21 protein-coding genes are annotated in these 18,206 nt (G+C 72.8%); 13 read left to right on the forward strand and 8 right to left on the reverse strand.

The annotated features are described in order from the left end of the window. Nucleotides 1-17 precede the first annotated feature (17 nt). Both AB0C38_RS37280 and AB0C38_RS37285 read left to right on the forward strand, forming a co-directional pair. Entirely contained in the window at nt 18-254 is a 237-nt protein-coding gene (locus AB0C38_RS37280) for a hypothetical protein (RefSeq protein ID WP_360682484.1), read from the forward strand. Continuing rightward, nucleotides 251-1,075 carry an LLM class flavin-dependent oxidoreductase gene (locus tag AB0C38_RS37285; protein ID WP_360682485.1) on the forward strand — a complete coding sequence of 275 codons (825 nt, stop codon included), beginning with the start codon at nt 251-253 and terminating at the stop codon, nt 1,073-1,075. The genes AB0C38_RS37280 and AB0C38_RS37285 overlap by 4 nt, the downstream gene beginning before the upstream one ends. On the opposite strand, the gene dapC is transcribed toward AB0C38_RS37285, so the two are convergent. From dapC to AB0C38_RS37300, 3 genes are all read right to left on the reverse strand, one after another. Beyond that, nucleotides 1,072-2,163: a succinyldiaminopimelate transaminase gene (gene dapC / locus AB0C38_RS37290; protein ID WP_360682486.1), complete on the reverse strand. Its 1,092-nt coding sequence runs from the start codon at nt 2,161-2,163 to the stop codon at nt 1,072-1,074. The genes AB0C38_RS37285 and dapC overlap by 4 nt on opposite strands. Further along, on the reverse strand, nt 2,160-2,486 hold the full coding sequence (gene fdxA, locus AB0C38_RS37295) for a ferredoxin (protein WP_360682487.1): 327 nt from the start codon (nt 2,484-2,486) through the stop codon (nt 2,160-2,162). The genes dapC and fdxA overlap by 4 nt, the downstream gene beginning before the upstream one ends. A gap of 113 nt (nt 2,487-2,599) precedes the next feature. Next, complete coding sequence (locus AB0C38_RS37300) at nt 2,600-2,782, reverse strand: hypothetical protein (protein ID WP_360682488.1); 183 nt, start codon at nt 2,780-2,782, stop codon at nt 2,600-2,602. A gap of 58 nt (nt 2,783-2,840) precedes the next feature. On the opposite strand from AB0C38_RS37300, the gene AB0C38_RS37305 reads away from it, so the two are divergent. From AB0C38_RS37305 to AB0C38_RS37335, 7 genes are read left to right on the forward strand one after another with little or no spacing between them, the layout of a single operon-like run. After that, nucleotides 2,841-3,593, forward strand: coding sequence for a GNAT family N-acetyltransferase (locus AB0C38_RS37305; RefSeq protein WP_360682489.1), 753 nt, complete (start codon nt 2,841-2,843; stop codon nt 3,591-3,593). Then, on the forward strand, nt 3,590-4,579 hold the full coding sequence (gene cofD, locus AB0C38_RS37310; RefSeq protein WP_360682490.1) for a 2-phospho-L-lactate transferase: 990 nt from the start codon (nt 3,590-3,592) through the stop codon (nt 4,577-4,579). Before AB0C38_RS37305 ends, cofD begins: the two co-directional genes overlap by 4 nt. Next, complete coding sequence (locus tag AB0C38_RS37315; RefSeq protein ID WP_360682491.1) at nt 4,572-5,918, forward strand: coenzyme F420-0:L-glutamate ligase; 1,347 nt, start codon at nt 4,572-4,574, stop codon at nt 5,916-5,918. Before cofD ends, AB0C38_RS37315 begins: the two co-directional genes overlap by 8 nt. Further along, a complete protein-coding gene (locus tag AB0C38_RS37320; RefSeq protein WP_360682492.1) occupies nt 5,915-6,460 on the forward strand; it encodes an NUDIX hydrolase in 546 nt (181 codons plus the stop codon). The genes AB0C38_RS37315 and AB0C38_RS37320 overlap by 4 nt, the downstream gene beginning before the upstream one ends. A gap of 26 nt (nt 6,461-6,486) precedes the next feature. Beyond that, a complete protein-coding gene (locus tag AB0C38_RS37325) occupies nt 6,487-6,912 on the forward strand; it encodes a hypothetical protein (RefSeq protein ID WP_360682493.1) in 426 nt (141 codons plus the stop codon). Continuing rightward, the gene (locus AB0C38_RS37330; RefSeq protein WP_360682494.1) at nt 6,909-7,271 is read left to right on the forward strand and encodes a GntR family transcriptional regulator; all 363 of its coding nucleotides are present in this window, start codon (nt 6,909-6,911) and stop codon (nt 7,269-7,271) included. Before AB0C38_RS37325 ends, AB0C38_RS37330 begins: the two co-directional genes overlap by 4 nt. 2 nt (nt 7,272-7,273) lie before the next feature. Beyond that, complete coding sequence (locus AB0C38_RS37335) at nt 7,274-7,537, forward strand: hypothetical protein (RefSeq protein WP_360682495.1); 264 nt, start codon at nt 7,274-7,276, stop codon at nt 7,535-7,537. An 88-nt stretch (nt 7,538-7,625) separates the two neighbouring features. On the opposite strand, the gene AB0C38_RS37340 is transcribed toward AB0C38_RS37335, so the two are convergent. After that, nucleotides 7,626-8,522: a DNA-3-methyladenine glycosylase 2 family protein gene (locus AB0C38_RS37340; protein ID WP_360682496.1), complete on the reverse strand. Its 897-nt coding sequence runs from the start codon at nt 8,520-8,522 to the stop codon at nt 7,626-7,628. 2 nt (nt 8,523-8,524) lie between these two features. Beyond that, nucleotides 8,525-9,604: an NDP-sugar synthase gene (locus tag AB0C38_RS37345; protein WP_360682497.1), complete on the reverse strand. Its 1,080-nt coding sequence runs from the start codon at nt 9,602-9,604 to the stop codon at nt 8,525-8,527. Nucleotides 9,605-9,745: 141 nt separating this feature from the next. Here AB0C38_RS37345 and AB0C38_RS37350 point away from each other — a divergent pair, with 141 nt between their 5' ends. Then, nucleotides 9,746-10,222, forward strand: a complete 477-nt coding sequence (locus tag AB0C38_RS37350) for a hypothetical protein (RefSeq protein ID WP_360682498.1) — start codon at nt 9,746-9,748, stop codon at nt 10,220-10,222. Here AB0C38_RS37350 and AB0C38_RS37355 read toward each other — a convergent pair. The 3 genes from AB0C38_RS37355 to AB0C38_RS37365 form a co-directional block, all read right to left on the reverse strand. Beyond that, the gene (locus AB0C38_RS37355; protein ID WP_360682499.1) at nt 10,219-11,079 is read right to left on the reverse strand and encodes a glycosyltransferase family 2 protein; all 861 of its coding nucleotides are present in this window, start codon (nt 11,077-11,079) and stop codon (nt 10,219-10,221) included. The genes AB0C38_RS37350 and AB0C38_RS37355 overlap by 4 nt on opposite strands. Nucleotides 11,080-11,277: 198 nt before the next feature. Then, nucleotides 11,278-12,426, reverse strand: coding sequence for a glycosyltransferase family 1 protein (locus AB0C38_RS37360; protein ID WP_360682500.1), 1,149 nt, complete (start codon nt 12,424-12,426; stop codon nt 11,278-11,280). A gap of 53 nt (nt 12,427-12,479) precedes the next feature. Then, complete coding sequence (locus AB0C38_RS37365) at nt 12,480-13,556, reverse strand: glycosyltransferase family 1 protein (protein ID WP_360682501.1); 1,077 nt, start codon at nt 13,554-13,556, stop codon at nt 12,480-12,482. A 9-nt stretch (nt 13,557-13,565) separates the two neighbouring features. On the opposite strand from AB0C38_RS37365, the gene AB0C38_RS37370 reads away from it, so the two are divergent. From AB0C38_RS37370 to AB0C38_RS37380, 3 genes are read left to right on the forward strand one after another with little or no spacing between them, the layout of a single operon-like run. Next, entirely contained in the window at nt 13,566-14,501 is a 936-nt protein-coding gene (locus AB0C38_RS37370) for a glycosyltransferase family 2 protein (protein ID WP_360682502.1), read from the forward strand. 31 nt (nt 14,502-14,532) lie between these two features. Then, on the forward strand, nt 14,533-17,034 hold the full coding sequence (locus AB0C38_RS37375; protein ID WP_360682503.1) for a glycosyltransferase: 2,502 nt from the start codon (nt 14,533-14,535) through the stop codon (nt 17,032-17,034). Further along, nucleotides 17,027-18,112, forward strand: a complete 1,086-nt coding sequence (locus tag AB0C38_RS37380; RefSeq protein ID WP_360682504.1) for a glycosyltransferase family 1 protein — start codon at nt 17,027-17,029, stop codon at nt 18,110-18,112. The genes AB0C38_RS37375 and AB0C38_RS37380 overlap by 8 nt, the downstream gene beginning before the upstream one ends. The last annotated feature ends 94 nt before the right edge of the window (nt 18,113-18,206 follow it).

Consider the following 18,206-nt stretch of genomic DNA (forward strand, 5'->3'; position numbering starts at 1 on the left):
TCGGGGCACGACGGAGGATGACCGATCCGCTCAGGTCCGGACAATGGAAGCAAATCCATTTCCGTGAATCGAGGGGAATCCGCGACATGAACACTCTCGGCGAAAACCCGGAAATCGTCAAATTTGTCTACTGGGACAACCTGACTTACAGCCCACCCGGATCGCGGGCGCCCGAAGAATGGGACCCCGCGCTCGGCGTCCAGCTCTACGAAAGCTGCACCACCCGGTCCAGCTCGCCGAGCAGTTCGCCATGATCGACGTGCTCTCCGGCGGACGGCTCGAGGTGGGTCTCGGCCGGCACGGCGACCGTGCCGCCCACGACCTCATCGACGGCGTGCTCAACGACTACGACCACCCCGTGGCCCGGGCCGACCTCACCCCGGCCACCGCCGCGTTCACCCCCGGCGTCGAGACCGCGAAGGTCACCGAGTGGCCGCGGCCGGCTCAGCCCCGCGTGCCGCTCTGGGTGGCGGCGACCAGCGACGGCTCCCTGGCCGCCGCGGCCCGGCGCGGCTGGGGCGTGTTCACCGGCCTGAACATCACGCCCGCGGCCGGCGGCATGGCGCCGACGAGCATCGGGAAAATGCTGCCGCGGTTGCACCGCTACCTGGAAATCGGCCGGGAAAACGGTCACGACCTGACGATGGCGAACATCACGGCGAGCTGCTTCACGGTGATCGCCGAAACCGACCGGAAAGCGGCCGGAATCGTCCGCGAAGGTTTTGTCCGGCACATCGAAGCGTCGGCGGCCCACCTTTCCCGCGTGGCCGGCGCCGCGCCCGGGGAAAGCTCGCTGGAAGCCTTGGCCGATCGGGAGGAAACGGGGCTGCGCGCGGTACTCGAAGCCCCGGCCGAGGCCTACCTCGAGAACCCGTTCGCCCTGGTGGGGTCGGTCGAGACGGTCCGGGACAAGCTGACCGCCCTGCGCGCGGCCGGGCTTTCGCGGTTCATGCTCTTCCGCGGTGGCGTCGGCACGGCGCACGAGCTGGCCTGGGAGTCCGCGACCGCGATGGCCGAGGACGTGGCACCCGGCCTCTTCGCCGCGACGAAGAGGCCGCTCCGGCTGGCCGGCTAGGCGGCGAGCCGCTCCACGGCGGCGTCGACGCGCTCGTCCGTCGCGGTCAGCGCCACCCGGACGTGCTTGCCGCCCTTCGGGCCGTAGAACGTTCCCGGGGCCACCAGGATCCCGCGGTCGGCGAGCCACGCCACCGTCGCGTGGGCGTCCTCGTCGCGGGTGGCCCACAGGTACAGCCCGGCCTCGGAGTGGTCGACACGGAAGCCGTTGTCCTGCAACGCCTTCCGCAACGCCAGCCGGCGCCGGGCGTAACGCTCGCGCTGGGCGGCCAATGCCTCGTCGTCGGTCAGGGCGGCGACCATCGCCTCCTGGACCGGGCGCGGCACGATCATGCCCGCGTGCTTGCGGATCTCCAGCAGCTGCGCGATCAGGCGCGGGTCACCGGTCAGGAAACCGGCGCGGTAGCTGGCCAGGTTCGCCGACTTCGACAGCGAGTGCACCGCGACCAGGCCGTCCGTGCGGCCGTCGCAGACGTCCGGGTGCAGGACCGACAGCGGCGAAGTCTCCCAGCCCAACGCCAGGTAGCACTCGTCGGACACCACCACGACGTCGCGCTCGCGAGCCCACTCGACGACCTTGCGCAGGTGCTCGACCGGGAGCACCTTGCCGGTCGGGTTGGACGGCGAGTTCAGCCAGATCATCGCCGGCTTCTGCGGGCCGAGCGCGGTCAGGCCGTCGGAACGCAGGATCGACGCGCCCGCCAGGAGCGCCCCGACCTCGTACGTCGGGTAGGCCAGCTCCGGGATGACCACGAGGTCGCCGGGACCGAAGCCGAGCAGCCGCGGAAGCCAGGCGACGGCTTCCTTGGACCCGATCGTCGGCAGCACGGCGTCCGGCTCGATGCCGGTGACCCCGTGCCGCCGGCCGAGCGCGGCGATGGCGGCCGCGCGCAGGGCCGGGATGCCGTGGGTCGTCGGGTACCCGGGGATCTCCGAGACCGACGCCAGTGCGTCCCTGATGCCGGCCGGGACCGGGTCGACGGGCGTGCCTATCGAGAGGTCGACCACCCCGCCGGGATGCGCCTGGGCCGTGGCCTTGACCTCGGCGAGCGAATCCCAGGGGAAGTCGGGCAGCGCAACGCGGCTCATTCGCCCTGAGACTGAGGGGGCAGCGCCTTGACGAAGGCGGGGTCGTGGGCCGTCTTGCCGACCTTCGACGCGCCGCCCGGCGAGCCCAGCTCGTCGAAGAAGTCGACGTTGGCCTTGGTGTAGTCCGACCAGTTGTCCGGGACGTCGTCCTCGTAGTAGATCGCCTCGACCGGGCAGACCGGTTCGCAGGCGCCGCAGTCGACGCACTCGTCCGGGTGGATATACAGCATCCGTTCGCCCTCGTAGATGCAGTCCACGGGGCACTCGTCGATACACGCCTTGTCGAGCAAGTCGACGCAGGGCTCGGCGATCACGTAGGTCACTGCGCACTCCTGCTTTTCTCTGCAAATAGCCAGTCGTGGCCGACACTACGCGGTTCGGCCACCCGTTCGGTTGGTGAGGCAAGCCTTAGCCATACCCCGGGTATGGCGGGTGCTCACCTCTCCCGGCGGCGCGGGGGCGGGGTGGCCCGGGCGTCACCGGTGATGACGAAGCGCGGCTTGGGCGCCTCGTCCGCCTCATCTTCGGGCTTCTTCGCCCCCACGGCGCGGTTGAACCCCTCGGAGATCTCGTCGACGGTCTTCTCGTTGTGCCGCTCGTCCTTGCGCTGGATGCCCACGGCCACCTCCTCGGAAATCCGCTCCCGCGCCGTTGCCGGCCTCGGTCACAATCTAGCTGTGAACCCACCCGAGGCGCTGGAAGTCGTCTGCAGCAGAGCATGGCCTCCCCTGGTCGAGGAACCCCTTAAAGATTGGCGGCTGCGCTGGGCCGGCGGCTTCACCGGCCGCGCGAACAGCGCACTCGCCGTCGGCGACCCCGGCCGGCCCATCCCCGACGCCCTGCGCGCGGTGTGTGACTTCGCCCACGATCGGGGGATCCAGCCGATGGTGCAGGTGATCCGCGACAGCCCGAACGAGCGCGCGATCGTCGCCGAGGGCTGGTTCCAGGCGACCCGGCACCATCACGGCCATGAGGTCGTCGTGCTCACCGCCCCGCTCACCGGCTCACCGGCCGTCGACGGCGTCGTCGTGCACGAGGAGCCGACGCCGGGGTGGTGGGAGCTCACGCTCGGGCCCGGCGAGGACGTCCCCGCCGCTCGCAGCGTCCTGACCGGCGGGAAGGTCGGTTACGGCGTCGCCACGCTCGACGGCGCCACCGCCGGCGTCGTCCGCGGCGCGCTGGTCGACGGCTGGCTGCACGTCGGGCGCCTGGAGGTCGGCGCGGCCTTCCGCCGCCGCGGGCTCGCGTCCGCGCTGATGGGCGCCCTGCACACGTGGGGTGCGGAACACGGGGCGGACCACGCGGTGTTGCAGGTGGCGGAGGGCAACTCGAGCGCCCTCGCGCTCTACGCGGGGCTCGGCTACGCCCCGCACCACAGATACCGGTACTGGGTGCCCGCACCCGGCTCGTGCGAGGATTCGACGTCGTGAAGATCGTGGTAGTGGTCGGTGGAGTGGGCGGGGCCCGCTTCCTGCTGGGTGTCAAGGCGGCGCTGGGTATGCCCGCGGAAGGTTCCGGAGACTCGGAGCACGAGGTGACGGCGCTGGTCAACACCGGCGACGACGTCTGGATGCACGGGTTGCGGATCTGCCCTGACCTGGACACCTGCATGTACACGCTGGGCGGCGGGATCGACCAGGACCGCGGCTGGGGGCACTCGGGCGAGACCTGGGTCGTCAAGGAGGAGCTGGCCGCCTACGGCGCCGAGCCGAGCTGGTTCGGCCTCGGCGACAAGGACATCGCCACCCACCTGATCCGGTCGCGGATGCTGCGCGCGGGCTATCCGCTCTCGGCGGTGACCGAAGCCCTGTGCGACCGCTGGCAGCCCGGCGTCCGCCTGCTGCCGATGTCCGACGACCGCGTCGAGACGCACGTCGTCATCGACGACCCGGAGCAGGACGGCCAGCAGAAGGCCGTCCACTTCCAGGAGTGGTGGGTGCGCTACCGCGCCGAGCCGAAGGCGCACTCGATCGTCGCCGTCGGCGCCGACGAGGCCAAGCCCGCGCCGGGCGTGCTCGAAGCGCTCAAGGACGCGGACGCGGTGCTGTTCGCGCCGTCGAACCCGGTGGTCTCGGTGGGCACCGTGCTGGGCGTGCCGGGGGTCCGGGACGCGCTGCGCAAGACGTCGGCAGGTGTCGTCGGGGTGTCGCCGATCATCGGCGGCAAGGCCCTGCGCGGCATGGCCGACGCGTGCCTGACCGCGATCGGCGTCGAGACGTCGGCGGAGGCGGTGGGCCGGCACTACGGCTCGCGCAAGGCCGCCGGCGTGCTCGACGGCTGGCTGATCGCCGAGGGCGAGACGGCGGACGTGCCGGGCGTGACCGTCCGCGACGTCCCGCTGCTGATGTCCGATGTGGACGCGACCGCGGCGATGGCCCGCGCGGCGCTCGAACTGGCTGGAGCCCCTGTTGACTGACACCGCTGACCACGCTTCGGCGAAGCTGGAGATCCTGCCCGTCACCGGGCTGCCCGAGTTCCGCCCCGGCGACGACCTGACCGGTGCGATCGTCACCGCGGCGCCGTGGCTGCGCTCGGGTGACGTCGTGGTCGTGACCAGCAAGATCGTCTCGAAGGCCGAGGGCAGGCTCGTCCGCGTGCCGACCGACCCCGAGGCCCGGGACGCCGCGCGCCGCGACCTCGTCAAACAGGAAGCCGTGCGGATCGTCGCGCGGATCGCGCGCACGGTGATCACCCAGAACCCGCTGGGCATCGTCCAGGCGGCGTCCGGGATCGACGCGTCCAATGTGGCCGGTGACGAGGTCGCGCTGCTGCCCGCCGATCCCGACGCGTCGGCGCTGGCCCTGCGCAACGGCCTGCGGGAGCGGCTCGGCGTCGAAGTCGCCGTGGTCGTCACGGACACGATGGGTCGCGCCTGGCGGGTCGGGCAGACCGACGCCGCGATCGGCTCCTCCGGGCTGCGTGTGCTGCACGCCTACCGGGGGACGATCGACGGCCAGGGCAACGAGCTGGCCGTCACCGAGGTCGCGATCGCCGACGAGCTGGCCTCGGCCGCCGACCTCGTCAAGGGCAAGCTGGGCGGGACGCCGGTCGCCGTCGTCCGCGGGCTCGTCCTGGAGGACGACGGTTCGAACGCGCGCTCGCTCATCCGACCGCTCGAAGAGGACCTCTTCCGGCTGGGCACCAACGAAGCGATCGCGCAGGGCCGCCGGGAGGCCGTGCCGGTGCGGCGGTCGGTGCGGCAGTTCAGCGACGCTCCGGTCTCGCCCATCTCGATGCGGCGGGCCGTCGGCTCGGCGCTCACCGCGCCCGCGCCGCACCACACGCACCCGGTGCGGTTCGTCTGGCTGCGCGACAGCGCGAAGCGCAAAGAACTGCTCGACGCGATGCGCGAATCGTGGCAGGCCGACCTCACCGGCGACGAATTCACCCCGGAGCAGGTCGCGAAGCGGCTCAGCCGCGGCGACATCCTTTACCGGGCCCCGGAAATCGTCATCCCGTTCCTGGTGCCGGACGGCGCGCACACCTACCCCGACGCCCGCCGCAACGACTGCGAGAAGACGATGTTCACCGTCGCCGGCGGGGCCGCGGTGCAGGGCCTGCTGGTCGCGCTGGCGGCCGAAGGCCTCGGTTCGTGCTGGATCGGCTCGACGATCTTCGCCGCCGACATCGTCCGCGACGTCCTCGGCCTGGACGAGCGCTGGCAGCCGCTGGGCTCGGTCGCGATCGGCATCCCGCTCACCGAGCCGGAGCCGCGGGTCTCGGCCGCACCGGGTGACGGGTTGCTGGAACTGTGAGCCTGCACGCGGACGCCGTCACGACGCTGGATTCGTGGCGGCCCCCGAGCGCGTCCCAGGAGTCGCTGCGGCAGGCGTTCCTCGGGTTCCTCGCGGCGCGGGAAGACTCCTGCCAACGCTCGTGCGCGGCCGGGCACCTGACGGCGTCGGCGGTGCTGCTGGACCACACGGGCACGCGGGTGCTGCTGACGCTGCACCCGCGGGTCGGCCGCTGGCTGCAGCTCGGCGGGCACTGCGAACCCGGCGACGTCTCGCTCGCCGCGGCGGCGCTGCGGGAGGCCACCGAGGAGTCCGGCATCGCCGGGCTGCGGATCGGGGCCGCGCCGGTGCACCTCGACGTCCACCCGATCACGTGCTCGCTCGGGGTGCCGACGCGGCACTTCGACGTCCGGTACGCGGTGCACGCCCCGCCAGGTGCGGAGCCGGTGCGCAGCGACGAGTCCGACGACCTGCGGTGGTGGCCGGCGGAAGCGCTTCCGGCGGGGTCGGAAGATCTCGCCGATCTGGTGAAAGCGGCCATTCCTGTCGGTGCCGGGCACTAGCCTGGGCCCCGGAGAGGGAGGACCACATGGCTACGCAGTTCCCCGAGCGGGTGCACTATCACTCCGGCGGCGGCGGAGACACCGGCGTGTTCGGCTACATCGTCCTCGGGCTGCTGATCCTGGCGATCATCGTGTTCGTGATCGTGGTGGCAGTACGCGTGTCGAAGATGCGCCGCGAAGAGGCGATGAAGAACAGCGGGCAGTTCCCGCCCGCGTCGAACTTCCCGCCGCAGCAAGGGTTTCCGCCGCAACCGGGGTTCGTGCCGCCGCAGGAGCCCTATCCGCCGCAGCAGGGCTTCGCGCCGCAGCAGCAGGGGTTCCCGCCTTCGCAGCCGATGCCGCAGCAGCCGGGGTATCCGCCGTCCCAGCCGATGCCGCAGCAGCAGTACGCGCCGCAGGGGCCGTACGGGCAGCGGCCGCCGGGTCCGGGAGCAGGTCCGCGAAGCTGGTGATCATCCCCTTCGACAGCACTTCGCCGGTCCCGCCGTTCGAGCAGGTCCGCTCCGGGCTCGCGACGCGGATCAACGACCGTTCACTGGCGGTCGGCACGAAGCTGCCCACGGTCCGGCAGTTCGCCGCCGACCTGGGGATCGCCCCGAACACGGTGGCCCGCGCGTACCGCGAGCTGGAAGAGGCCGGCCTGATCGAGACGCGCGGCCGGGCGGGCAGCTTCGTCGCGGCTTCGGGCGACCAGAGCCGCCGCCGCGCCCAGCGGGCCGCGGCCGATTACGCTGCGCTCACCCGCAAACTGGGCCTGGACGACGCGGAAGCGCTGGCGATCGCCCGCGCCGCACTCGACGAGAAGAGCTGAGCGTGAGCGTGCTGTTGCTGCTGATCATCCTGGTGCCGATCGCACTGGTCGTGACAGTGGTGGTCATCTTGGTCACCATGAACAAGCCGAAGCCGCCGCCGTACCCGCCGCAGCAGGGGTATCCGGGCTACCCGCCCCCGCCTTACCCGCCGCAGGGCGGCTATCCCGGCCAGCAGCAGCCGGGTTATCCGCCGCAGCAGGGCTATCCGGGTCAGCAGCCGTACCCGCCCCAGCAGGGCTACCCGCCTTACCCGCCGCAGCAGTAGGCAACGTCATGAACGACTCTTTCATGACGTCCGACGCCATGAAAGAGTCGTTCATGGCCTCCGGACCGGGCCCGCGGCACCCGGGTTCTCACATGGCGCGGTAGTCGCGCAGCTCGATGCGCGGGCCGAAGCGCGGCCGCCGATGCCCCGCCGCCTCCAGGTACCGCACCGCCCGCTGCCGCTGCGGGGCGTACGGCGCCAAGACCTCCGCCAACCCCGCGTCGTCGAGTTTCAGGCCCAGCACCGCGTTCCCGACCATCGACGGGATGTTGTAGTCGCCGAAGCTGACCGCGTCCGGGTCGCCCCACGCGCGCTGGGCGATCTCCGCCGCCGTCCACACCCCGATGCCCGGCACGTTCCGCAGCAGGTGACGGCCCTCGAGACCGCCCAGCTCCACCGCCCGCTCCAGGTGGTGCGCGACGCGCGCCGCGTTGAGCAACGCCGTGCGGCGCTTGATGTCGACGCCCGCGCGGTGCCAGTGCCAGTCCGGCAGCGACCGCAGCGCCACCGGCGTCGGCGGCACGCGCAGCCGCTCCGGGCCCGGCCCGGGCGCCGGCGCGCCGAACCGGCGGCACAGCTCGGCCCACGACCGGATCGCCTCCTTGCCGGTCACCTTCTGCTCCAGCACCGCGAGCACCAGCCAGTCCCACACGACGCCGGTCGCGCCGAGCCGCAGCCCCGGGTTCTCCCGCCGGGCGCGCGCGACGACGTCGTGGTGCGCGACGAACGCCGAGTCGTCGTCGTTCGCGCCGAGCAGCGCGGGGACGCCGCTGAGCAGCCGGTCCGCGCCGTCGCCCCAGGCCGCCGCCTCGACGCGGCCGTCCGTCAGCTTGCGCAGGGCCAGCGTGCCCGGGCCGTCCGGCGTGTTCGACGCGAGCCACGTGATCCCGCGCTCGTCGGTGAGGATGTTGAGCGACCCGCGCCCGCGCTTCAGCGGACCCAGGACGCCGCCCAGGTCGACCTCGAACGCGGGACGCCAGAACATCGCTACGCGTCGCTCGAGAAGCGGACGGAACCGTCCGGCAGCACGACGTCCGGCCAGACGCGGGCGCCGTCGAGCAGCTCGCAGCCGGCCCCGACGGACACGCCGTCGCCCAGCACGACCCCGCGCAGCACCGCACCGGCGCCGACGCGCGCGCCGTGCCCGAGCACCGAACGCTCGACGATCGCGCCTTCGGAGACCGCGGCGCCGTCAAACAGCACCGAGCCGTCGATCTTCGCGCCCGAGCCGACCACCGCCGCGACGCCGATGGTCGAACCACCGCTCAGCTGGGCGTCTTCGGCGACGGAAGCGCCGTCGAGCACCAGGAAGTCGCCGGGCCGGCCGGGCAGCGCCGACGTCGGCGCCACGCCCCGCACCAGGTCGGCCGACCCGCGCACGAACGCCTCCGGCGTGCCGACGTCCAGCCAGTAGGACGAGTCGACGAACCCCTGGATGTGCGCGCCCTGCTCCAGCAGCTGCGGGAACGTCTCACGCTCGACCGACACCCGGCGGCCCGTCGGGATGGACTCGATCACCGGACGGCGGAAGACGTAGCAGCCGGCGTTGATCTGGTCGGTCGGCGGGTTCGGCGTCTTCTCGAGGAACGCCTGGACGCGGCCGGTCTCGTCGGTCGGCACCGAGCCGAACCGGCTCGGGTCGGGCACGCGCTGCAGGTGCAGCGTGACGTCGGCCCCGGACTCGCGGTGCACGCGCAGCTGCTCGCCGAGGTCCGAGCCGGAGATGATGTCGCCGTTGAAGACGATCACGTGGTCGGCGCGCAGTTTGTCGTAGACGTTCCGGATGGCACCGGCCGTGTCGAGCGGCTCCTCCTCGACGACGTACTCGAGGTCCAGACCGATCGACTTGCCGTCGCCGAAGTACTCCTCGAACACCTCCGCCCGGTAGCTCGTACCCAGCACGACGTGCCTGATCCCGGCCTCGCGGATGCGGGAGAACAGGTGGCTCAGGTAGGGCGTCCCGGCTGTCGGGAGCATCGGCTTCGGCGCCGAAAGGGTCAGTGGCCGCAGGCGCGTGCCCTTGCCCCCGACCAGCACGACGGCGTCGATCTCGACCTCGGACGTCACGGAAATCTCCTCTTGTATCACGCACCGCTGAGCGACAAGCCGCGGGAAACCCTGACGGAGGTCGCCCGGAGGGCCTACCCTAGACAGGAAACAGGCGGGCCTTTCCCCAGAGGGCCCCGGGTCAGTCGGGAGGCCGAGGGGATGGACCCCCGCGATCGGGCGGACGCCCTGCTCGCACGAGCCCAGGCGCGCGGTGTGTTCGTGGTGACGCCGGACAGTGCCATTTCGCCGATGGACGCCTCGAACACGCAGCAGATACCGCGTGCCGCCATCGACGGCCTCGACAGAAGCCAGGACCCGGACACGACCACGCAGCTCCCGGCGTCGCTGATCGAGGAGAACGACCACCCGCTCGCGGGTGCGTCGCCCACGCGGCGGCTGGAGGCTTCCGGCGGTTCGAGCCCGGCCCGGCGGCCGCAGGTGACGACGCCGCTGAGCACGCCGGCGCCGACGACACCGATGAAGACCCCGGTGACGACGCCGCTGGCCCGCCGGCCGCAGGCCGAGCCGATCACGAGCCCGCTGAAGGAGCCCGATCCGGAGGACACCGGCCTGGTGCCGACGGTGACGCAGAACAACGGCAGGTCCGACCTTTCGCGCCGGCTCGACGGGATCTAGCGGGTCTCCAGCTTCAGCCGCAGCGCCAGGCCGAGCTTCGCGGCGGCCAGCACCGGCTTCCAGGCGAGGCCCGGGTGACGGTCGGCGAGGTAGCGGTAAGCGCTGTCGTGGTGGGCCTTGAGCATCTTCTCCGACGCCTGCGACGTCGAGTGCCCGCCCTCGTGGGTGACGCTCGCGGACGGCGCGTAGACGTTCAGCCAGCCCGCCTTCGCCAGCCGGTCGCCGAGGTCGACGTCCTCGAAGTACATGAAGTAGCGCGTGTCGAAGCCACCGACGGAGTCGAACGCCTCCCGGCGGATCAGCTGGCACGAGCCGGACAGCCAGCCCGAGACGCGCTCGACCGGCGTGCCGGTCTCCTGGCGGTACTGCTTCGTCCAGGGGTTGCCCGGCCAGACCTTCGCGAAGGCGGCGTGCCCGATGCCGCGCCCGAACGAGGGCAGCAGCCGCGCCGAGGGGTAGACGGTGCCGTCGAGGTCGTGGATGAGCGGCCCGAAGGCACCCCCGCGCGGCCACCGGCTCGCGACGTCCAGGAGCGTGTCGAGCGAGCCCGGCTCCCATTCGAGGTCCGGGTTGACGACGACGACCCAGCCGTACCGGTCGTCCAGCTCGGCGACCCCGCGGTTGGCGGCGGTCCCGTAGCCGACGTTCTCCCCGATGCTGAGCAGCTGAGCGTTCTTCCGGTGGGCAATGGCCCTTTCGAGGGCACCCTCGACGGACGCGTTGTCGGCGATGACCACCTTGACCTCGCGCTCGGTGGCCTTCTCGAGCGTGTCGAGGAACCGCTCGATGGTGTCCTCGGAGAAGTAGGTCACGGTCACGACACCGACATCGTCGCCATAGCGGGAGTGCTCAGTCACCCGGCCATTGTCCACCGGTCACCGAACGCGACCCCGCCACCCCGCGCTGGGTGACGGGAGGGTCGACACGCGTGATCAGGAAGCCGACACGCGTGTTTGGGGAGTCGACACACCGCGCGCGGCCGGGTTCCGCCGTGTCGACCTTCCAATCACGCGAGTCGACCCTTCAATCACGCGTGTCGGCTCTCGGATCACGCGTCAGCGGGTGCTGAGGTGGCGGGACCAGGCTTTCGCGTACGCCTCACGGTGCCGCTCCGCGGTCGTCGCCCACGAGAACTCCTTCGCGCGCTGCTGAGCGGCCGTGGCCAGCTCCGAGCGGCGGCCCGGGTCGGCCAGCAGCTCCGCGATCGCCGCGGCCACGTCTCCCGCGCCGACGCCGCAGTACGCCACCGCGTCCCCGCCGACCTCCGGCAGCGACAGCCGCCGGGTCGTCAGCACGCACGCTCCGCACGCCATCGCTTCCAGCACCGGGAGCCCGAAACCCTCGCCCAGCGACGGATAAGCCACCAGCGAAGCTCCGCCGAGGAAGCCGGCCAGGGTATCGAAGGGCAGATATCCTGCCCGGATCACGCGCAGCCGGTGCGGGACGGCGTCCAGCGCCCGCTCGACCTGCGTGTCCCAGCCCGGCTGGCCGGCCAGCACCAACGCCGGCGCGTCGCGCTGCCCCGCCACCGCCCGGGCGAACCCGCGGATCAGCGCCGGCACGTTCTTGCGCGGCTCCAGCGCCCCGAGGAACGCCACGTACGGCGTCCGGCCGAGCCCGACCGCCGAACGGGCCGCGTCGACTTCCGAGGGTGACGGCGGGTGGAAGCGCTCGGTGTCGACGCCGTGGTGAATCACTTCCAGGGAAGCGTGCCGCACCGGGCCGACGCGGGCCAGCTCCGCGGCCGTCGCTGCCGAGGGCACCACGCACAGCGTCGCGCGCCGAAGCGCTGTCGCCGTCCACGCGCGGAAGAAGCGGGCCTTCACCGACGAGTGCAGCACGGCGTCGGTGAAGAACGTCGCGTCGTGCAGCGTGACGACCGATGCGGCCGACGTCGCCACCGGCATCGTGTAGTGCGGAGAGTGGACGACGTCCGCGCCGAGGCGACGCACCAGCCGCGGCAGGGTCGCCTGTTCCCAGGTCAGCCGCGCGGTGCGGGTGGTCGTCGACGGCGACGCCGGTACGACGCGCGAGCGCGGCGCCAGCCGATCGTAAAGCTGCAGGTCCCGGGGCTGGCAGACGACGGTGATCCGCGCCCCGTCCGCGTCGAGGGCGGCGACGAGCGAGTCCACGTACCGGCCGACCCCGCCGCGGTCCGCGGGAACCGCGGTCGCGTCGATCAGGACCCGGGGATCATCGCTCACCCCTGCAGGGTACGGCGGCAACCCTGCGTCATGGTGGGGAACTGGCAAACCGGTCAGCCACGCACCCGCGTGTGGATCGCCCAGACGGCTTCCGCCGCGCGACGCCAGGTGAACGCCTTGGCGCGCTCCCGGCCCGAACGGGTGAGCTCGGCCGCCACGGAGGGTGAACTCAGCACCTCTCGCAACGCGGCCGCCAACGCCGCCGAGTCGCCGCGCGGCACCGTGATCCCCGCGCCGCCTGCCACCTCGGCCAGCGCCGGCGCGTCGGTGTGGACCACCGGGACCCCCGCCGCCATCGCCTCCAGCAGGCCCAGCCCGAACCCCTCGGCGAGGCTCGGCACGGCCAGCACGCTCGCGTGCCGCAACGCGGTCGCGAGCTCGGCGTCCGACACCTTCCCCAGCATCCGTACCCGCTCCGCCGGAAGGCCGCGTTCCCTGGCCAGCGCGACCGGGTCGATGCCGCCCCAGCCCGTCTGCCCGGCCAGCACGAGCACCGTGCCCTCGAGCGTCGCGACCGCGTCGACCAGCACGTCGATTCCCTTGCGCGGCTCGATCGTGCCCACCGCGAGGACGTACTCCGCAGGCAGGTCCAGCTCGGCCGAACCCGACGGCACCCGCACGCCGTGCGGGACCACGCGCACCGGGACGTCGACGTCGATCAGCACGGCCAGCTCGTCGGCGACCGCCCGTGTCGGCACCACCAGCCCGGACGCCCGCCGCGCGGCCCGCGCGATCATCGACCGGTGCCAGCTGACCCCGCGCGCGGTGAGCGTCTCGGGGTGGGTCCAGGGCACGGTGTCGTGCACGGTCACGCTCAACGTCCGCCCGGCCGGCGCGCGCGGCGGCGCGAACGGCGTCGGCGCGTGCACCGCGTCGCCGCCCGGCCACCAGGGAATCCCCAGCTGCCAGACGCCCACCAGCGCCCGCGGCGGGATCCGCAGCACCCGCGGGCCTTCGACGCCCTCCAGCCGGGCCGCGTCCACGTCCGCGTGCCGCGCGACCACGCTGGACACCGTCCAGCCCGGCGGCGCGGACTTCGCGAGCGCGGGCAGCAGCTCGGCCGTGTAGCGCCCGGTGCCACCGGGCACGGGCGCGAGGAGCTGCTCGGCGAGCACGACCAGTTCGGGCACGCGGCTATTGTGCGGGACGTGACCGCGAATCCCGCCACCACGGTGGTCGTCGTGACCTGGCGGGGTGCCGGGCACGTCACCGCGTGCCTCGACGCGCTCGCCGCGCAGACGCGTCCACATCGGACGCTCGTGGTGGACAACGCCTCCGACGACGGCACCGCCGCCCTGCTCGCGGCCCATCCTTCGCACCCGCAAGTAATTCGCCTGCCCCGCAACGCGGGTTACGCGGGCGCGCTCGACGTCGCCGCGGAGCGCGTCGGCACCCCGCTGATGGCGTGGCTGAACGACGACGCCGAACCGGAGCCGGACTGGCTTGCGACGCTGGAGGACACGCTCGGCAAGGCGCCGCTGGCCGGCGCGGCGACGTCGCGGCTCGTCCGGCCCGACGGCACCACGCAGTCCGCCGGGGTCCGGCTGACCGCCGACGGCCACGGCGCCGACCTCACCGAACCCGCCGGCGAGGTGTTCGCCTTCTGCGGCGGCGCGGCGCTGCTGCGCACCGAAGCGCTGACGAGCGTGCGCGGCGTCCCGGCCGGGTTCTTCTGCTACTACGAGGACACCGACACCGCGTGGCGGCTGCGGCTCGCCGGCTGGGACGTCGTCGCGGCACCGGACGCCCGCGTCCGGCACGCCCACGGCGTCAGCACCGAGCTGGGTTCGGCGCTGTTCCACCGCTGGAACGAGCGCAACCGGCTGCTCATGCTGCTGCGCTGCGCACCTCGTGGGGTCGCGGTGAACCAGCTGCTCAGGTTCGCCGTGTTGACAGCGGTGCTGCCGCTGCGGCCCGGGCGGCCCCGGGCCGCGAACTTCCGGTTCGGCCTGCGCTGCCGCGTCCTGGCCGAGGTCGTGGCGAGGCTGCCCGCGACGCTGGCGGCCCGCCGCGGGATCGGCCGTCGGGCGGCACTCGGCCGAGGCGCGGTCTGGGAGGCTTGGGCAGGCCTTTAAGCTGGCGCTCAATCCGACGAAGGAGCTGGCTTTGGTGCAGGGGGAACAGCAACCGCTCGTCTCGGTGATCGTGGTGAACTACCGCGGGGCCGACGACACGATCACCTGCCTGCGCGCGCTCGCCGAGCACGACTACCCCGAGCTCGAGCTGATCTGCGTCGACAACTCCGACGAAGCCGCCCGCATCCGCGAAGCCGTCCCCCAGGCCCGCGTCATCGAGGCCGGCCGCAACACCGGGTTCGCCGGCGGCTGCAACCTCGGCGCGAAGCACGCGAAGGGCACCGTCCTCGGCTTCCTCAACAACGACGCCCGCCCGGCGCCCGGCTGGGTCTCCGCCGCGGTCGCCGAGCTGCGCGCGCAGCCCCGCGTCGCGGCCGTGGCCAGCAAGGTCCTCGACTGGGACGGCACCGGCACCGACTTCGTCGACGGCGGCCTGACCTGGTTCGGCATGGGCTACAAGCGGCACGCGGGCTCGCCGCTGGCCGACGTCCCGGCCGCCGAGCACGAGGTCGCGAAGGACGTCCTGTTCGGCACCGGCTCCGCGATGTTCGTCCGCACGGCCGTGTTCGCCGAGCTCGACGGCTTCGACGAGCGGTTCTTCATGTTCTACGAGGACGTCGACCTCGGCTGGCGGCTCAACCTGCGCGGCTGGCGCGTCCGGTACGTCCCGGAGTCGCTGACCTACCACCGCCACCACGGCACGATGGCCGCGGTCGACGCGCCGGAAACCGGCCGCGAGACCTTCCTCCTCGAGCGCAACGCCCTGGCCGCGCTCTACAAGAACCTCTCCGACGAGACGCTGGCCCGCGCGCTGCCCGCGGCGCTCGCCCTGGCCGTGCGCCGGGCCACCGCCCGCGGTGAGCTGGACGCGACCCAGCTCGACCTCGAACACGGCGTCGGCCCGATCGAATCCGGTGACGTCGCGATCCCGCGGACCACCCTCGCCGGGCTCCTCGCGATCGACCAGTTCGTCGAGCTGCTGCCCTCGCTGGGCGAGTCCCGCGCGCTCGAGCAGGCCGCCCGCGTCCGCACCGACGCCGACCTGCTTCCCTTGCTGCGCAAGGCGTTGGAGCCCGCCTACCCGCTGCCGCGCTACCTCGCCGCGCACGACATCCTCGTCGAGGCGTTCGGCATCGAGAAGGCCTTCGGGCAGCGCCGCAAGATCCTGGTGCTCACCGGCGACGCCCTCACCGAGCGGATGGCCGGCCCGGCGATCCGCGCCTGGAACATCGCGCTGGCCCTGGCCGCCGAGCACGACGTCCACCTCATCACCACCAACCCCCTGGCCACGCCGCCGCCCGCGCCGTTCCGCATCAGCGCCGGCAAGCACCGCGAGCTCGAGGCGCCGATCGCCTGGGCCGACGTCATCGTCCTGCAGGGCCACGTGCTCGAACTCGCGCCGTCGCTCAAGAAGGAGCACAGCGGCAAGATCGTCGTCGCCGACCTCTACGACCCGATGCACCTGGAGCTGCTGGAGCAGGGCAAGGGCATCGCCGACGACAAGCGCGCGGCCGACCTAGCCGGGGTCACCCGGGTCCTGGACGCCCAGATCGAACGCGGCGACTTCTTCCTCTGCGCGTCCGAGCGGCAGCGGCACCTCTGGCTCGGCCACCTCGCCGCGCTGGGCCGGCTTTCGCCGCGGCTCTACGACGCCGACCCGACGACGCAGTCGCTGCTCGCGGTCGTCCCCTTCGGGCTGTCGCCACAGGCGCCCACGCGCACCGGCCCCGGGCTGCGGTCGACACTGGGCCTCGGCGGCACCGACCACGTCGTGCTCTGGGCGGGCGGGGTCTACAGCTGGTTCGACCCGCTGACGCTGGTCCGCGCGATCGACACGCTCCGGCGTCGCCGCGGTGACGTCCGGCTCGTGTTCCTCGGCATGAAGCACCCGAACCCCGAGGTCGCCGAGATGGACATCGGCACCCGGACGATCCGGCTGGCCGACTCGTTGGGGCTGACGGGCAAGCACGTCTACTTCAACGAGCAGTGGGTGCCCTACCACGAGCGCCAGAACTGGCTGCTCGACGCGAACTGCGGCGTCACGACGCACTACGAGCACGTCGAGACGACGTTCGCGTTCCGCACCCGGGTGCTCGACTACCTGTGGGCCGGGCTGCCGATCGTCACCACCGACGGCGACTCGTTCGCCGACCTGGTGCGGGCGGAACGGCTGGGCGTCGTCGTGCCGGCCGAGGACGCCGACGCGCTGGCCGAAGCGCTCGAGAAGTGCTTGTACGACGAGGAGTTCGCCGCGGGCTGCGTCGAGCGGATCGCCGTCGTCGCGCAGCGCTACACCTGGCCGGAGGCGCTGAAGCCGCTGGTGGAGTTCTGCCGCGACCCGCGCCCGGCGGCCGACCGGCTGCCCGGGTCCGCGGACCTGGTGACGACGCCGGCGGTCCGCGGCCGGGCGCTCCTGCGCCGCGACACCGACCTGATCCGCGAATACCTCAACGCCGGTGGGCCCCGCGAACTGGCGCGGCGCGTCGGTGGCCGGGCGCTGAAGGTCGCGAAGCAACGGCTCCGTCGTGGCTAGGTCGCTGCGCGTCCTCCTCGACGGCACCCCGCTGCTCGGCGCGCGCACCGGGATCGGCCGGTACACGTCCGCGCTGATCGAAGAGCTGGTGTCGATCCCCGAGGTGGACACGCGCGCGGTGGCGTTCACGCTGCGCGGCTGGCGGCGGCTGCGGCACGTGCTGCCGTACGGCGCGCAGGCCCGCGGGATACCGGTGGCGGCGCGGCTGCTGAGGGCGGCGTGGACGCGGTCGGACTTCCCGCCGGTGGAGCTGTTCGCCGGGCCGACGGACATCGTCCACGGCACCAACTTCGTGCTGCCGGGCCGGGTCCGCGCGGCGGGTGTGGTGACGATCCACGACCTGGCCTTCTTCGACAACCCCGCGGAGCTGGCGCCGAGCGACCGCGGCCTGCCGGAGCTGGTCCGCCGCGGCGTCCGCCGCGCGAACGTGATCTGCACGCCGACGGCGGCGGTGGCGGACGCGGTGGCGACCCGCCTGGACGTCGACCGGGCGAAGATCGTGGTGACGCCGCTGGGCGTGAACCCGGCGTGGTTCACCGCGCGTCCCCCGGACGACGAGCGGCGCGCGCGGCTGGGGCTGCCCGCCCGCTACCTGCTGTTCGCCGGAGCCGCGGGCCCGCGCAAGGGCCTGGACTGGCTGACCCGCACGCACGACGCGGCACCGGACCTGCCGGAGCTGGTGTTCGCCGGCCCGGGCCCGTTCCCCCGGGGGCCCCGGACTTCGCAGACCGGCTATCTGTCCGATGTGGACCTGCGCACGGTGGTCGCGGGCGCGTCGGCGTTGGTCTTGCCGTCGCGTGACGAGGGTTTCGGGCTGCCGGTGCTGGAGGCGATGGCCTCGGACGTCCCGGTGGTGTGCACGGACATCCCGGCGCTGCGCGAGGTGGCGGGCGACTGCGCGAGCCTGGTCCCGTACGGCGACGTCGACGGCTTGGCGGAGGCGTTGCGGACGGCGGTGACGGACCCGCACGCGGTGGCGACGTCGGCAGCGCGCCGCACGCACGCGGCGGGCTTCACGTGGCGGACGTGCGCCGAGCTGACGGTCGGCGCGTACCGGCTGGCCTCAGGCCGCCACTGAGCCCTGGTCCCCAGCGCCCCAATGTGGCCTTCGGTGCGTTCAACGCACCGAAGGGCCCCTTGGGTGCGTTCAACGCAACCAAGGCCACATTGGG

The sequence above is a fragment of the Amycolatopsis sp. NPDC048633 genome, assembly GCF_040650695.1.
GTDB lineage: Bacteria > Actinomycetota > Actinomycetes > Mycobacteriales > Pseudonocardiaceae > Amycolatopsis.